The sequence below is a fragment of the Pseudonocardia oceani genome (assembly GCF_019263585.2).
Taxonomy (GTDB): domain Bacteria; phylum Actinomycetota; class Actinomycetes; order Mycobacteriales; family Pseudonocardiaceae; genus Pseudonocardia; species Pseudonocardia oceani.
Genome location: NZ_JADQDF010000001.1, coordinates 2,613,262 through 2,627,710, shown reverse-complemented (window position 1 = coordinate 2,627,710; position 14,449 = coordinate 2,613,262). Strand labels below are relative to the sequence as shown.

General features: G+C 76.5%; 14 protein-coding genes and 3 pseudogenes. 7 read left to right on the top strand and 10 right to left on the bottom strand.

The window, feature by feature from the left end:
* Window positions 1–190: 190 nt before the first annotated feature.
* The 7 genes and pseudogenes from I4I82_RS13065 to ssd form a co-directional block, all read right to left on the bottom strand.
* Window positions 191–508, bottom strand: a pseudogene (locus I4I82_RS13065) (Rv3654c family TadE-like protein); the annotation flags it as partial.
* A gap of 5 nt (window positions 509–513) precedes the next feature.
* Entirely contained in the window at window positions 514–786 is a 273-nt protein-coding gene (locus I4I82_RS34625) for a TadE family type IV pilus minor pilin (protein WP_372451461.1), read from the bottom strand.
* Between the two features lie 83 nt (window positions 787–869).
* On the bottom strand, window positions 870–1,142 hold the full coding sequence (locus I4I82_RS34770) for a DUF4244 domain-containing protein (RefSeq protein WP_218594419.1): 273 nt from the start codon (window positions 1,140–1,142) through the stop codon (window positions 870–872).
* Window positions 1,143–1,172: 30 nt separating this feature from the next.
* Window positions 1,173–1,904 carry a type II secretion system F family protein gene (locus I4I82_RS13050; protein WP_218594418.1) on the bottom strand — a complete coding sequence of 244 codons (732 nt, stop codon included), beginning with the start codon at window positions 1,902–1,904 and terminating at the stop codon, window positions 1,173–1,175.
* Window positions 1,901–2,704: a type II secretion system F family protein gene (locus I4I82_RS13045; protein ID WP_226370027.1), complete on the bottom strand. Its 804-nt coding sequence runs from the start codon at window positions 2,702–2,704 to the stop codon at window positions 1,901–1,903. Before I4I82_RS13045 ends, I4I82_RS13050 begins: the two co-directional genes overlap by 4 nt.
* A complete protein-coding gene (locus I4I82_RS13040) occupies window positions 2,698–3,867 on the bottom strand; it encodes a TadA family conjugal transfer-associated ATPase (protein WP_226370026.1) in 1,170 nt (389 codons plus the stop codon). Before I4I82_RS13040 ends, I4I82_RS13045 begins: the two co-directional genes overlap by 7 nt.
* Window positions 3,864–4,982, bottom strand: coding sequence for a septum site-determining protein Ssd (ssd, locus tag I4I82_RS13035; RefSeq protein ID WP_275948776.1), 1,119 nt, complete (start codon window positions 4,980–4,982; stop codon window positions 3,864–3,866). Before ssd ends, I4I82_RS13040 begins: the two co-directional genes overlap by 4 nt.
* 397 nt (window positions 4,983–5,379) lie before the next feature.
* Between ssd and I4I82_RS13030 the strand changes: the two genes are divergently transcribed.
* Window positions 5,380–6,195, top strand: a complete 816-nt coding sequence (locus I4I82_RS13030; RefSeq protein WP_218593531.1) for an HAD family hydrolase — start codon at window positions 5,380–5,382, stop codon at window positions 6,193–6,195.
* A 332-nt stretch (window positions 6,196–6,527) separates the two neighbouring features.
* Here the strand turns inward: I4I82_RS13030 and I4I82_RS13025 are convergent, their stop codons facing one another.
* Window positions 6,528–7,280 carry an oxidoreductase gene (locus tag I4I82_RS13025; protein ID WP_218593530.1) on the bottom strand — a complete coding sequence of 251 codons (753 nt, stop codon included), beginning with the start codon at window positions 7,278–7,280 and terminating at the stop codon, window positions 6,528–6,530.
* A 124-nt stretch (window positions 7,281–7,404) separates the two neighbouring features.
* Here I4I82_RS13025 and acs point away from each other — a divergent pair, with 124 nt between their 5' ends.
* The 4 genes from acs (at window position 7,405) to I4I82_RS13005 (ending at window position 11,352) form a co-directional block, all read left to right on the top strand.
* A complete protein-coding gene (gene acs / locus I4I82_RS13020; RefSeq protein ID WP_218593529.1) occupies window positions 7,405–9,375 on the top strand; it encodes an acetate--CoA ligase in 1,971 nt (656 codons plus the stop codon).
* Between the two features lies 1 nt (window position 9,376).
* The gene (gene arfB / locus I4I82_RS13015; RefSeq protein ID WP_218593533.1) at window positions 9,377–9,805 is read left to right on the top strand and encodes an alternative ribosome rescue aminoacyl-tRNA hydrolase ArfB; all 429 of its coding nucleotides are present in this window, start codon (window positions 9,377–9,379) and stop codon (window positions 9,803–9,805) included.
* A 118-nt stretch (window positions 9,806–9,923) separates the two neighbouring features.
* The gene (locus I4I82_RS13010; RefSeq protein ID WP_226370024.1) at window positions 9,924–10,424 is read left to right on the top strand and encodes a phage holin family protein; all 501 of its coding nucleotides are present in this window, start codon (window positions 9,924–9,926) and stop codon (window positions 10,422–10,424) included.
* A 4-nt stretch (window positions 10,425–10,428) separates the two neighbouring features.
* Window positions 10,429–11,352 (top strand): alpha/beta fold hydrolase, encoded by a 924-nt coding sequence (locus I4I82_RS13005; protein ID WP_218593527.1) that lies wholly within the window; start codon window positions 10,429–10,431, stop codon window positions 11,350–11,352.
* Window positions 11,353–11,486: 134 nt separating this feature from the next.
* Here I4I82_RS13005 and I4I82_RS34960 read toward each other — a convergent pair.
* Window positions 11,487–11,621 (bottom strand): annotated as a pseudogene (locus tag I4I82_RS34960) (hypothetical protein); the annotation flags it as partial.
* A 65-nt stretch (window positions 11,622–11,686) separates the two neighbouring features.
* Between I4I82_RS34960 and I4I82_RS12995 the strand changes: the two are divergent.
* Window positions 11,687–11,851 (top strand): annotated as a pseudogene (locus I4I82_RS12995) (UBP-type zinc finger domain-containing protein); the annotation flags it as partial.
* A 7-nt stretch (window positions 11,852–11,858) separates the two neighbouring features.
* Here the strand turns inward: I4I82_RS12995 and I4I82_RS12990 are convergent.
* Window positions 11,859–12,938, bottom strand: a complete 1,080-nt coding sequence (locus I4I82_RS12990) for a glycerophosphodiester phosphodiesterase (protein ID WP_218595761.1) — start codon at window positions 12,936–12,938, stop codon at window positions 11,859–11,861.
* Between the two features lie 165 nt (window positions 12,939–13,103).
* On the opposite strand from I4I82_RS12990, the gene purD reads away from it, so the two are divergent.
* Entirely contained in the window at window positions 13,104–14,369 is a 1,266-nt protein-coding gene (purD, locus tag I4I82_RS12985) for a phosphoribosylamine--glycine ligase (protein ID WP_218594084.1), read from the top strand.
* The last annotated feature ends 80 nt before the right edge of the window (window positions 14,370–14,449 follow it).

Here is a 14,449-nt window from a genome sequence, read left to right as displayed (position 1 = left end):
CGAACGTCCTGATCAGGCCTTTTCCGTCACCTGTACCGCTGATGGCGGCCGGTTCGGACGCAGCAACGACCGCTGAGCGTGTGCCGCGGCCGCTCGTCCCGTCCGGTCGGCCGCTGATCGTGCCGAGACGCGCGTTCGGCCAGCCGGGGCCCTCGTCGCCACCGGAATCGGTGGTCGGAGGGCCGGCGCGGGCCCGCGCGGTCGCGACCGGAGGACCCAGCACGGAGAGGCCGAGGTCGGCCTCGACCTCCACGAGCGCGTCCCACCCGTCGAGCCGGCAGGTGCGGACACGGGCGTCGGTGCCGGCGGCGACCGCGGCCGCCCGCGCGCAGGCGGACTCCCGGCCGTGCACGGCGTACCCCGCCGCGGCCAGCGCCGCGAGGTCGGCGGCGGCCTCCGCGCGGTGGCGGGCGGCGATGCCGCCACCGAGCTCGAGCCCGATCACGAGCAGCCCGACCAGCAGGGCCACGGCCCCCGCCGCCCAGACCGTGGCGAACCCCTCGTCCACCGCCGTCACGGGGTCACCCCCGGTTCGAGCACGGCGGCCGCGCGGCCGCCGACCCGCAGCGGCAGCGGGGGCGCCGCGACGGCGCTGACCTCCACGAGCACCTCGTCGCCGCGCACGACGAGCTCGATGCGGGCCCCGGACGGAGCCAACCGGGCCGCGAACTCCCGGCCGCGGTCGGGCTCGCCGCGCGCGGCGAGGCGGGCGTACTCCCGGGCGGCGTCGATGCAGCGCACCGACGCCGCCACGGAGGCGACCGCCCCGACCGCGACGGCGAGCACCGCGACGAGGCTGCACAGCGCGAGCGCCGCCTCGACGGTGACGGCGCCGGCGTCGCCGCGCAGGACACCGTCCGGGCCACCGCTCAGAACGTGGTGCTGAGCGCGCGCGTCACGAGGTCGGTCAGCGCCGTGACGACGCTCTCCCCGCTCAGCACGGCGTAGAGCACCGCGGCGAAGGCGGCCGCGGCCACCGTGCCGATCGCGTACTCGACGGTCGACATCCCGTCGTCGCGCCGGGCGAGCAGGCGGAGGCGGCTCGTCGAGGTGCGGTCCGGGTCCGGGTCCGGGTTCGGGTTCGGGGGCACAGGGCTGGACGCAGAGGTGGACAGGGGGTTGGAGACGACGGGGCTGGACATGGGACTCCTTCGTCGGGACGGACATGGCGGTCACCACCGTGCGAGTGCCTGGCCCGCCAGGCCGATGACGACCGGGGCGATGCCGAGGACCAGGAAGGCGGGCAGGAAGCAGAGGCCGAGCGGCCCCGTGATGAGCACGCCCGCCCGCTGGGCGCGCGCCTGGGCGGTGTCGGCGAGCTCGGAACGCATGCGGGAGGCCTGCGCGACGGCCACGCGGGCCAGCGCGGCCCCGGTGCCCGCGGAGCGGCCCGCGGCACGGGCGAAGACCGCCAGCACCGGGACCTCCCGTGCCGCCCGCCATGCGTCGTCGGGATCGGCGCCGAGCTCCAGCAGGCCTGCGGCCCGCCGCAGCTCGACTCCGGAGGCGGCGGGCAGGGGCCCGGCGGCCGCCGCGACCGCCGACGCCACCGGCAGCCCGGCACGCAGGCACACCGCGAGGAGCTCCCAGGCGGTGGCGAGCGCGGCGAGGTCGGGGGGCGCCGCACGACCGGGCAGCCGCTGGGCGGCGAGCAGCCCGCCGAGCACCGCGACCCCGGCGACCGCGCCCGCGACCGGCCCGCCGAGCACCGCACCGAGCGCGGCACCCGCCGCGGCCCCGACGGCGATCGACACCGGCCGCAGCGCGGCCGGCGGACCCGCATCGGTGCGGCGGGCCGCTCGCAGCCGCGCCGCACCGGCGCGGTGCCCACCCGTGAGCAGGGCGGCGGCGAGCAGGAGCAGTACCGGGGGAGTCGCGCCGGGGATGGACGCAGCGGGGCTCATCGCGGCACCGCCGAGCGCAGGATCTGCTCGGTCCACGCGACGCCCGCGGCGGCCAGCGCCACCCCGACGACGAGCAGTGCCTGACCGAGCAGACCGCCGCGCAGGACCCCGAGGGGATCGGCGCCGACGAGCTGCCCCAGCGCGAGGCCGAGCGCGGGGAGGGCGGTGAGGACGAGCGCCGTGGCGCGGGGCCCGGCGAGCTCGGCGCGGACCCGCGCGGCGAACCGCACCCGCTGCCCGAGGTCGGCCCCCGCGCCGGCGAGGAGCTCGGCCAGCGGTACTCCGCTCCGGTCGGACAGCGCCCAGGCGGCGGCCAGCCGCTCGACGTCGGCGCGCACCTCCGGGTGCTGCTCGGCGCCGCGCCGCAGAGCCTGCGGGACGTCGTCGCCGAGCCGGCTCGCCGCTGCCGCCGGGGCGAGCAGCGCCCGCGCTCGCGGCCCGTCGGCCGCGGTGCCGCCGAGCGCGGTGGCGGGGTGGGCGCCCGCGGCGAGCTCGTCGGCCATCCGGTGCACCGCGGAGGCGAGCTCGCCCGCCGTGCCCGCCGTGAGCGCCTCGCGGCGCCGTGCGGCCCGACGGTGCCGCACGGTGGCCGCGACGAGCAGCCCGGCCACGGCGCCGCCCGGACCGGCGAGGAGCAGGCCCAGCCCGCCGCCCGCCAGCAGCGGCGGCGCCGCGCCCGGTGCTCGCCACGACCGCACGGACACCGGGACCGGCCGCAGCGCGCCCAGCCGGGCGACGGCGGCCCGCGGGGGCAGGCAGAGCACCGCGGCGGCGAGCGCCGCGCAGGCCGCGCTCACCACGGCGCCGCCACCTCCCGCTCGGCGAGCAGGCGCCCGAGGACCGCGCGCTCGGCGGTCCAACCGCCGGTGCGCGTCCACGCGGGCCGCACGACCACCTCCGTGCCGTCGCGGGCCAGCACGCCCACCGCGTCGAGCACCCGCGCCCCGCCGCGCAGGCGCCGCATGTGCAGCACCACCTGCACGGCCGCGGCGAGCTGGCTGTGCAGCGCCGGCCGCGGCATCCCGCCGAGCGCGGCCAGGGCCTCCAGGCGGGCGGGCACCTCGCTCACCGAGTTGGCGTGCACCGTGCCCGCGCCGCCGTCGTGGCCGGTGTTCATCGCCGAGAGCATCTCCGCGACCTCCGCACCCCGGACCTCCCCGACGACGAGCCGGTCGGGCCGCATCCGCAGTGCCTGACGCACGAGGTCGCGCAGCGCCACCCCGCCCGCGCCCTCGATGTTGGCCGGGCGCGAGACCAGCCGCACGACGTGTGGATGCCGCGGGTCGAGCTCCTGAGCGTCCTCCACGCAGAGGATCCGCTCCCTCGGGTCGACGGCGCTGAGCAGCGCGCCGAGGATCGTGGTCTTCCCCGTGCCGGTGCCGCCGGAGACCAGCAGGGCCAGCCGCGCGGCCAGCACCGCCCGCAGCAGCGCCTCGCCGCCGGCGTCGATCGCGCCCATCCGGCGCAGGGCCGCGAGGTCGTGCGCGGCGGGCCGCAGCACCCGCAGCGACAGGCACGTGCCGTCGGCCGCGACGGGCGGCAGCACCGCGTGCAGACGGACGCCGGCGTCGGCCAGCCACCCGTCGACGAAGGGGGAGGCGTCGTCGAGCCGGCGGCCCGCGGCCAGCGCCAGCCGCTGGGCGAGCCGGCGCACCGCCGCCTCGTCGGGCAGGCGCACCCCGGCCGGCTCGGGCCCGGCGCCGCGGTCGACCCAGACCGCCCCACCGCCGTGCACGAGCACGTCGGTGGTGCGGGGGTCGCGCAGCAGTGCGTCGAGCGGTCCGGCGCCCACGAACTCCTCGCGGAGAACGCGCAGCGCGTCGAGCACGTCGAGGTCGGAGGCGACACCGCCGGACTCGGCCCGCACCGCCGCCGCGACGGCCGCCGCGCCCGTGCCGTCGCCGGTGGCCGCGAGCCGCGACCGGACGCGCTCGACGAGCACGCCGCCCGCCCGCTCGCTCACGACCCGCCCCCGGTGACCAGCGTCAGCTCGGCCAGCACCGCGCGGGCCGCGCCGGCCAGCGGGCCCCGGGCGCGGCCGGGCGCCTCGCCGCGCTCCAGGGCGCGGGCCAGGCCCGGCTCGGGGCGCATGGTGGCCAGCAGCGGCAGCTCCAGGGCACGCGCGACCTCGGCGGCGTCGACGCCACCGGGCGCCGGGCCGCGCACGACCAGGCGCGGCACCGCCCCGTGCTCGGCCAGCACCGCGACGACCCGCGCCGCCGCGGCGCAGGACCGCACGTCGGCCGGTACCACGAGCACCACCAGGTCGGTGGCGCCCAGCGCGGCGGCCGCGGCGTCGGTGCCGTGGCGGGGCAGGTCGCAGACCACCGTCTCGCCCGCGCGGCGCCCGGCGTCGATCACCGCCGCGACCGCGGCGGCGCCCGGCCCGCCCGCCGCGCGGTCGCAGGAGAGCAGGGCGAGCTCGCCCCCGCCGCGGCCCGCGACCGGGGGAGCGGGCAGCGCCGCGTGCAGAGCGTCGGCCGGGACGCGCCCGCCCGCCACCCCGACGCCGGGCCAGCGCAGCCCGTCGAGGTCCTCGGCACCGAGGACGAGGTCGAGGCCGCCCCCGAGCGGGTCGCAGTCGACGAGCAGGGCCCGCCGCCCGGCCCGCACGGCCGCCACCGCGACGGCGGCGGCCAGGACCGACGCCCCCGCCCCGCCGCGCCCGCCGACGACCCCGACGACAGGACCGCGCCCGCGCGGCTCCTCCGTGGCCTCCGACAGCGCCGCGACCAGCCAGGGCTCGGCCTCGGGCAGCGACACGACGTGCTCCGCCCCGATCGCGACGGCCTGCTGCCACACCGCGGGCGGCGGCTCGCCCCGCACGGCGACGACGACCCGTCCCCGCCGCGGCAGGCCGTGACGGGCGCACTGCTGCGCTCCGGCGGCGTCGAGCAGCACCACTGGCGCCCCGGCCCACTGCCGGCGCGCCGCGGTGGCGTCGACCGCGCGCTCGAGCTCGCAGCCCGCGGCGGCGGCCAGGCGCAGCACCGCGTCGAGCAGGTCGGGATCGGACACCATCACGAGCCCCCGCCGTGCCGTCCCCCGCTGCGCCTGTCCCTGCTGCGATCGGTGCATCGCGGCCTCCCCGTTCGCGCCCCGCCCGGTGCGGGGACGCGGTCCAGGGTGACCCGGGACCGGGCCGCCGGACCGACGAGTCGTTCCGCTGTGGACGGAGACCGGCCGATGTGGACAACCGGGGTGCGACGGGCGGCTGCCGCCGGGGGCGTGCGGGAAGATGGGGCGGGGTGCGCCCGACACGGGACGACCCCCGCCAGGGGGGTTGGCGGGGGCCGTCGTCGGTTCAGCTCCGGGGGGTCGAGCTGAACCTCGCCCGGACGAGTCCGGACACCACAACTGTAGCCCGACACGGGGCCGTCCGCGCACCCCTGGACGGAGCATCTGCGCCGACTTCGCGCGTGCCCGGCCCCCCGCGCCACCTGCGGTCCTGCGCCGTCTGGCAAGCTCGCTCGACGTGCCAGCCGCGCCGTCGACACCCCTGCCGGAACGCCCCACGGCGGCGGCCTTCTTCGACCTCGACAAGACGATCATCGCGGGATCGAGCGCGCTCGCGTTCAGCCGCCCGTTCCGCCGCCAGGGACTGATCAGCCGGCAGGCCGTGCTGCGCAGCGGCTACGCCCAGCTGCTGCTCGTCCTGTCCGGAGCGGACGCGACCACGATGGAGTCGCTGCGCCGCCGGATCACGGCGCTGTGCACGGGCTGGGAGGTCGCGCAGGTCAGCGCGATCGTCGCGGAGACGCTGCACGAGATCGTCGAGCCGCTCGTGTACGCCGAGGCCACCTCGCTGATCGCCGAGCACCGTGCCGCGGGGGAGGAGGTCGTGGTGCTGTCGGCGTCGGGGCAGGAGGTCGTCGAGCCGATCGCGGTGCTGGTCGGCGCCGACCGCTGCCTGGCCACGCGCATGGGCGTCGTCGACGGCCGGTACACCGGGGAGATCGAGTACTACTGCTACGGCGAGGAGAAGGCCCACGCCGCCCGCGACATCGCCCTGGCCCGCGGCTACGACCTCGCCGACTGCCGCGCCTACTCCGACTCCATCACCGACCTGCCGCTGCTCGAGGCCGTCGGCCACCCGACGGTCGTCAACCCGGACAAGGCGCTGCGCCGGGAGGCGCTGGAGCGCGGCTGGCCGATCCTGACGTTCAGCGCCCCGGTGGCGCTCGGGGTGCGGTTCCGCCCGCCGGTCCCGGTGGTCGCGGCGCTCGGCGGGGTCGGGGTGGCGGCGCTCGCGGGCGCCGGATGGTACGGGTTCCGGCACCGCCGCGGGTGAGGTCCGGGCACTGAACCGGTGCACCTGCCGGTGGCCCTTGCCCGTGACGGGCGTCACCGGATAGACAGGACGCACGGACTCCGGGAAGGCCAGGGGCGGTGCGGCAGAGAAGCACCCGTCCTCCCGACCCGGGCTCCGTGCGCGAAGGAACGGGCACTCCACGCACAGCACGCCGCGGGAGGCATGTCGTCGTGGGCCTGCGTACCGGGACGCCGGACGCCGAGGCCGCCAACACGACACGTAGTGCACGCCTGGATCCCGATCCGTCGCGCGTGGACGGGCGGCGTTCCCCGGGAGGGGAGCGTCGCCCGTTCCGCGTCCCGGTGCCCGGTTCAGCTCCGCGCGTCCGCCATCGCGGTCGCCTCGCGCGCCCCGGCCTCCCACTGCGCGCAGCAGTGCAGGATCCACGCACCCACGCCCTCGGCGCCGCCCGTCGCGAAGCCCTGCGCCGCGGCGCGGTACTCCGCGGCCCGGCGCAGGTGGCCCACCTCGGGCACGGTGAGCCCGCGCGGGTCGAGCCCGGCCGCCACCGCGGTGAGCCGGGACGCGGCCCGCGCGACCACCCCGTTCGCCGTCCCGAACGGCGCCAGTGCCAGCAGCTCCCCGTGCACGACGGCGGCCAGGACCGGCGCCGGCGCCCGGGTGCCGCCGGTGAGCAGGCCGGCCAGCAGGGCGAGACGGTCGGAGACGCCCGCGCCGGTGCGCGGGCGGCCGAGCACGGCGTCGTGGCGGTCGGCGGGGACCAGGTCGGCCGCCGCCAGCACGTGCAGGCGGGCCAGCGCCTGCGAGGGCGAGGTCCGCCACGCGCCCAGGAGCCGTCCCGACTCCTCGGCGATGCGCACCGCACCCGCGAGGACCGGGTCGGTGACGGTGTCGGGGGAGTCGAGCGGCGCGCCGTCGAGCGCGGCCGACGCGCGGGCGGCCCGGATGCCCGCCTCGGCGGCGCCGGCGGGCCAGCCCTGCCGCCCGTTGGCCGGGTGGTTGTGCACCGCCACGACCGCGTCGCGCGCCCTCGCCACCGCCTCGGCGACGCCGGGGAGCTCGGTCAGCGGCGCGAGCGGATCCGGGGCGTTCACCCGAACCATGCTGCCAGTAGGGGGAGTACTGGCCGGACAGCCGGTGCGCTGCCCGGGACGGCCCGATAGCGTCGCCCGGGAGAATCACGTGCCGGGCGACGTCGCCCGGCGGATGACGACCAGGAGGGTACGGATGGCCGACTCGGGACCCACGCTCAGCAACCTGTCCACGGAGAGCCGCAGCTTCCCTCCCAGCGAGGAGTTCGCGGCCCAGGCGAACGCCACGGAGGAGTGGTACGCCCGCGGCGCCGACGACCGCGAGGGGTTCTGGGCGGAGCAGGCCGACCGGCTGCACTGGCACCAGAAGTGGGACGAGGTGCTCGACTGGCAGCCCCCGTTCGCCAAGTGGTTCGTGAACGGCAAGCTCAACGTCGCCTACAACTGCGTCGACCGCCACGTCGACGACGGGCACGGCGAGCAGGTCGCCTTCCACTGGGAGGGCGAGCCCGGCGACTCCCGCACCCTCACCTACGCCGACCTCAAGCGCGAGGTCAGCAAGGCGGCCAACGCCCTGGTCGAGCTGGGTGTCCAGGCGGGTGACCGCGTGGCGATCCAGCTGCCGATGATCCCCGAGGCCGTCATCTCGATGCTGGCCTGCGCGCGCCTCGGCGCGATGCACAGCGTCGTGTTCGGCGGGTTCTCCCCGGGCGCGCTCAAGGCGCGCATCGAGGACGCCGAGTGCAAGCTGCTCATCACCTCCGACGGGCAGTTCCGGCGCGGCAAGCCGGCGCCGATGAAGGAGAACACTGACGAGGCGGTCGCGCAGACGCCGACGATCGAGCACGTGCTCGTCGTCAAGCGCACCGAGACCGAGGTCCCGTGGACCGAGGGCCGCGACGTGTGGTGGCACGATGTCGTCGACGAGCAGTCCGACGAGCACGAGCCCGAGGCGTTCGACGCCGAGCACCCGCTGTTCATCCTCTACACCTCGGGCACCACCGGGAAGCCCAAGGGCATCCTGCACACCTCGGGCGGCTACCTCACCCAGGCGGCGTACACCCACCACGTGGTGTTCGACCACAAGCCCGGCGAGAGCGTCTACTGGTGCACCGCCGACATCGGCTGGATCACCGGGCACAGCTACATCGTCTACGGGCCGCTGGCCAACCGCGCCACGTCCGTCATGTACGAGGGCACGCCGAACACCCCGCACGAGGGCCGGCACTGGGAGATCGTGCAGAAGTACGGCGTCTCCATCTACTACACCGCGCCCACGCTCATCCGCACGTTCATGAAGTGGGGCAAGGAGATCCCGGAGAAGTACGACCTCTCCTCGCTCAAGGTGCTCGGCAGCGTCGGCGAGCCGATCAACCCCGAGGCGTGGATGTGGTACCGGGAGAACATCGGGCGCGACAGGTGCCCGATCGTCGACACCTGGTGGCAGACCGAGACCGGCGCGATCATGATCGCTCCGCTGCCCGGCGTCACGGCCACCAAGCCCGGCTCCGCGATGCGCACGATCCCGGGCATCAGCGCCGAGGTCGTCTCCGAGGAGGCCCAGCCCGTCGGCCCCGGCGGCGGCGGGTACCTGGTGCTCGACAAGCCGTGGCCGTCGATGCTGCGCGGCATCTGGGGCGACGAGGAGCGCTACAAGGACACCTACTGGTCCCGCTTCGCCGACCAGGGCTACTACTTCGCGGGCGACGGCGCGAAGTACGACGACGACGGCGCGATCTGGCTGCTCGGGCGCGTCGACGACGTCATGAACGTGTCCGGCCACCGCATCTCCACCACCGAGGTGGAGTCGGCGCTGGTCAGCCACCCGACGGTGGCCGAGGCGGCCGTCGTCGGCGCGGCGGACGAGACCACCGGCCAGGGCATCGTGGCGTTCGTGATCCTGCGCGGCAACGCGGCCAAGGACGGCGGCGAGGAGGCGATCAAGGCCCTGCGCGACCACGTCGCCAAGGAGATCGGACCGATCGCCAAGCCCAAGAAGATCCTCGTCGTGGAGGAGCTGCCCAAGACCCGGTCGGGCAAGATCATGCGGCGCCTGCTGCGTGACGTCGCGGAGAACCGCGAGGTCGGCGACGTCTCGACGCTCGCCGACTCCACCGTGATGAACCTGATCTCCTCGGGTCTGAGCGAGGGCAAGTCGGAGGACTGAACTGCCCGACGACGACCTGCACGTGCGAGGGCCGCTGGTGCTTCCCGGGAGGGAGCTGCACTGGCGGTTCTCGCGCGCGTCCGGCCCCGGCGGGCAGGGCGTCAACACGACCGACTCGCGGGTCGAGCTGTCCTTCGACCTGGCGCGTTCGCCGTCGGTGCCCGACGACCTGCGCTCCCGCGCGCTGGAGCGGCTGGCCGGGCGGCTCGTCGACGGGGTGCTGACGGTCGTCGCCTCCGAGCACCGCAGCCAGCTGCGCAACCGCGAGGCGGCCCGCGAGCGGCTGGCCGCGACGCTGCGCGGAGCCACCGCGGCCGACCCGCCCGCCCGGCGGCCGACGAAGCCGTCGAAGGGGGCGAAGCGCCGCCGGATGGACGAGAAGACGCGCCGGGGCCGGATCAAGCGGCTCCGCGGCCGTCCGGAGGACTGAACGGCGCGGTACACGACGAGGGGACCCCGCGCGCCTGGCCGGGCATCCGCGCCGACCGCGTGGAAGGATGGCGTCCCGATCATCGAGAGATGCTCCCGGCACGCACAGGAGGACAGTGGTGGCCAGCTCGACCAGCTCCAGCGGCGCGGGGGTCCCGCCCGTGCTGCCCTCGATCCCGCTCGCGAAGGAGCCGGCAGTGCCGGCGTCGGAACAGTCGATCGGCACGCTCGTCCGCGAGGCCACCGCCCAGGTGTCGACGCTGGTCCGCGCCGAGGTCGAGCTCGCGCGCTCCGAGGTCACCGCCGAGGTGAAGAAGGGCCTGCAGGGCAGCATCTTCTTCGTCGTCGCCCTGGTCGTGGCGCTGTTCAGCCTGTTCTTCCTGTTCTTCGCCCTCGGCGAGACGCTCGCGCTGTTCCTCAACCGCTCCGCGTCGTTCTGGATCGTCTTCGGGATCATGATCCTGGTCGCCGGCGTGTTCGGGCTGCTCGGCTACCTGCGCGTGCGCAAGATCCGCAAGCCGGAGCGCACGATCAACTCGCTCAAGGAGTCGGCGCAGGTGCTGTCGAACCGCGGCCACGGCGAGCAGCAGGGCCGGCTGAACGGCCACGGCACCCGCTGACCCCGTGCGCGCGCCCGATCCGTCGTCGGTGCGCGTCCCCGGCCCCTGGTCGCACCGCGAGGTGTCGGCCAACGGGATCCGTCAGCACGTCGTCGAGTGCGGTGACGGACCGCTGGTCGTACTGCTGCACGGGTTCCCGGAGTTCTGGTGGACCTGGCGCCACCAGCTCGTCGCGCTCGCGGAGGGCGGGTTCCGCGCCGTCGCGGTCGACCTGCGCGGCTACGGCGACACCGACAAGCCGCCCCGTGGCTACGACCTCTGGACCCTCGCAGGCGACGCCGCCGGCCTGATCGGCGCGCTCGGCGATACCCGCGCGCACGTCGTCGGGCACGACTGGGGCGGCCTGATCGCCTGGACGATGACTGCGCTCCAGCCCCGCCGCGTCCGCTCGCTGACGGTGCTCGGGGCGCCGCACCCGCTGGCCGTGCGGTCCCAGTTCGTGCGCGACCTGCGGGGCCAGGGCCGGGCGACGGCGTCCTACGCGCTGGCGTTCCAGGTGCCGCGGTGGCCCGAGCGGGCCCTGCGCGTCGACGACGGGGCGCGCGTCGAGCGGATCCTGCGCGGCTGGGCGGGGCCGGGGTGGGCGGCGACCGACGACTTCGCCGAGGCCGCCGTGCGGTGCCGCAGCGCGATCCGCGTGCCGGGCGTCGTGCACTGCGCGATGGAGTACTACCGGTGGGCCCTGCGCTCGCAGTTCCGGGGCGACGGGCGGCGGTTCGCGGCCGCCGTGTCCCGGCCCGTCGACGCGCCGGTGCTGCAGGTCCACGGCGCGCTCGACCCGTGCCTGCTGCCGTCGACGGCGGCCCGGTCGGGGGAGTGGGCGGCCGGGCCGTTCCGGTCGGAGGTGCTCGACGGCGTGGGGCACTTCCCGCACCAGGAGCGCCCGGACGTCGTGAACGCGCTGCTGGCCGGGTTCCTGACGCCCTGACCCCGGGCAGGATCGGCGAACTCGCCGGGCGTGATCGGCGAACTCGCCGGGTGGGAGGGACAACTCGCGTCCGGCGGCGCCACGACGGCGCCCAGCACGAGCGCGGCGGGCAGCGACAGCTCGGGCACCAGCCACCAGGCCACCAGCCCCACGGCCAGCGCCGTGAACGCCGGCAGCCCGACGGCGAGCAGCCCGATCGGGCGCCGGTCGGCCCGGATCCCGAGGTAGGACGACTCCAGCGCCGCGGAGTACAGCAGCGGGGTCAGCACGACGAGCAGGACGATGTCCGGCTCGATCTCCAGGCCCTCGATCCCGGGTCGGCGACGACGTCTGGGCCCACCTGCGGCTCTGCCTGACCTGCGGGCACGTCAGCTGCTGCGACTCCAGCCCGCATCGCCACGCGACCGCGCACGCCCACGAGAGCGACCACGCCGTCGTCCGGTCCTTCGAGCCGGGCGAGGCGTGGAGCTGGTGCTACGTCGACGAGCGGATCGTCTGAGCCCCCGCTACGCCGCCCGGTGCAGGGCGCGCGCCGCGACGGCGGTGTCGGGGTTGTCGGCGAAGACGCCGTCGATCCCGGTGGCGTAGAACGCGGCGTACTCGGCGAACGCGTCGCCGTAGTCGGTGGGCCCGCCCGCCGTGCGCAGGCCCACGGGCAGGAACTGGTTCTCGTTGCGGAACGTGTACGGGTGCACGAGCAGGCCGGCGGCGTGCGCGTCGGCGACCAGCGAGGTCGTCGACCCCAGCGTCCCGTCGGCGTTGCGGGCGATCACGAGGTCCTTGTACGGGCCGATGCCGTCGGCGAAGGTCGCGATGTCGGCCAGCGCCTCGGGCGTCAGCAGGTCGAGGTAGGTGCGGGTGTCGCCGGCGGCGGCGAGGTCGGCGGGCGCGCCCTCGTCGTCGATCAGGGCGATCAGCGGCACCGCGAGCACCCGGTCCAGGGCACGCAGGTTCGCCGTCTCGAACGACTGGACGAACACCGGTGCGTCGGCCCGGTTCAGCCCGGCCCCCTCCAGGGCCGCGACGAGCGGGGCCTCCAGCGCCAGACCCAGGCCCGCGAAGTAGGTGGGGTGCTTGGTCTCGGGGTAGACGCCGATCTCGCGCCCGAGCTCGGAGGACAGCCGCGCGCGCAGCTCCAGGATCTCGTCGAAGGTCGGGATCTCGAAGCGCCGGTCGTAGATCGTGTTCTCCTGGCGGATCTCCGGGATCCGCTCGGTGGCGCGCAGCGTCCGCAGCTCGGCGAGGGTGAAGTCCTCGGTGAACCAGCCTGTGTGGACGTACCCGTCGATCGTCTTCGTGGTGCGGCGGTCGGCGAACTCCGGGTGCGCGGCGACGTCGGTGGTGGTCCCGATCTGCGACTCGTGCCGGGCCACCAGCACGCCGTCGGCGGTGCTGACGAGGTCGGGCTCCATGAAGTCGGCGCCCATCCGGGCGGCGAGCTCGTAGGAGGCGAGCGTGTGCTCGGGGCGGTAGCCCGCCGCGCCGCGGTGCCCGATGACGACGACCTGCGCGGCCTCGCCCCCGGTCTGCCCGGCGGGGGCGGGGGAGGGGCCGGTCGCCGGGGCGACGGCGGTCGGTGCGGTCATGGGGAGGTCCTCGCAGGTGGAGACGGCGGGGTCGGATCGACTACGGCGAACACTGTCCCCTCCCGGCGACGGTGGGGTCACGGCGGGGAGGCCGGTCCGCGTCGGGACGCTGAACGACGGGTGCGCCGACGAGCCGCCGAGGGCGCCGCTCTAGGCTTCCCGACCGTGCGCGTCCTGGTCGTCGGGTCCGGTGCTCGAGAGCACGCCATCCTCCTCGCCCTCGCGCAGGATCCCGGGGTGACGGCGCTCGCCTGCGCCCCGGGCAACGCGGGAACGGCGTCGGTCGCCGAGCAGCGGGGGATCGACGTCCTCGACCCCGCCGCGGTCACGGCGCTGGCCGGCGAGTGGCGGGCCGACCTGGTCGTGATCGGGCCGGAGGTGCCGCTCGTCGCGGGCGTCGCCGACGCCGTGCGCGCCGCGGGGATCCCGTGCTTCGGCCCGGGCGCCGACGCCGCGCGGATCGAGGGCTCCAAGGCGTTCGCCAAGGACGTCATGGCCGCGGCCGGGGTGGCGACCGCGGGATGCGAGATCGTTGACAACCCCGCGCACCTCGACGCCGCCCTCGACCGGTTCACCGCGCCCTACGTCGTCAAGGACGACGGGCTGGCGGCGGGCAAGGGCGTCGTCGTCACCTCCGACCGCGACCTCGCGCGCGCCCACGCCATGACGCTGCTCGACGGTGGGCACCCGGTGCTGCTGGAGGCGTTCCTCGACGGGCCGGAGGCGTCGCTGTTCTGCCTCGTCGACGGCGAGGTGGTCGTGCCGCTGCTGCCCGCGCAGGACTTCAAGCGCGTCGGCGACGACGACACCGGCCCCAACACCGGCGGGATGGGCGCCTACGCGCCGCTGCCGTGGGCCTCCCCGGACCTCGCCGACGAGCTGGTGGAGGCGGTCGTGGCGCCGGTCGCGCGGGAGATGGTGGCACGCGGCACCCCGTTCACCGGCCTGCTCTACGCCGGTCTCGCGCTCACCTCGCAGGGTCCGTCGGTGATCGAGTTCAACTGCCGCTTCGGCGACCCGGAGACCCAGGCCGTGCTGGCGCTGCTGCGCACCCCGCTCGCCGGGCTGCTGCACGCCACCGCGACCGGCGGCCTCGCCGACGTGGCGCCGCTGGAGTGGGCCGAGGGCGCCGCGGTCACCGTCGTCGTGGCGGCCGAGGGCTACCCCGGGACGCCGCGCCTGGGCGACCCGATCACCGGCGCCGACGCCGACGGCGTCCTGCACGCGGGCACCCGCCGCCGCGACGACGGCGCGGTCGTGTCCTCGGGCGGGCGCGTGCTGTCGGTCGTGGGCACCGGCGCCGACCTCGCCGCCGCCCGCGACGACGCCTACCGCCGCCTCGAGGGCGTGCACCTGGCCGGCTCGCACCACCGCACCGACATCGCGCTGCGCGCGGTGCGCGGGGAGATCGGCGTGCCGACGGCGGACTGACCGCCCGAGGCGCCGCGGCCGTTTCCTAGGGTGAGGGCGTGTCGATCCCCCTGCCCACCGCCTCCCGCCGCGCCGAGATC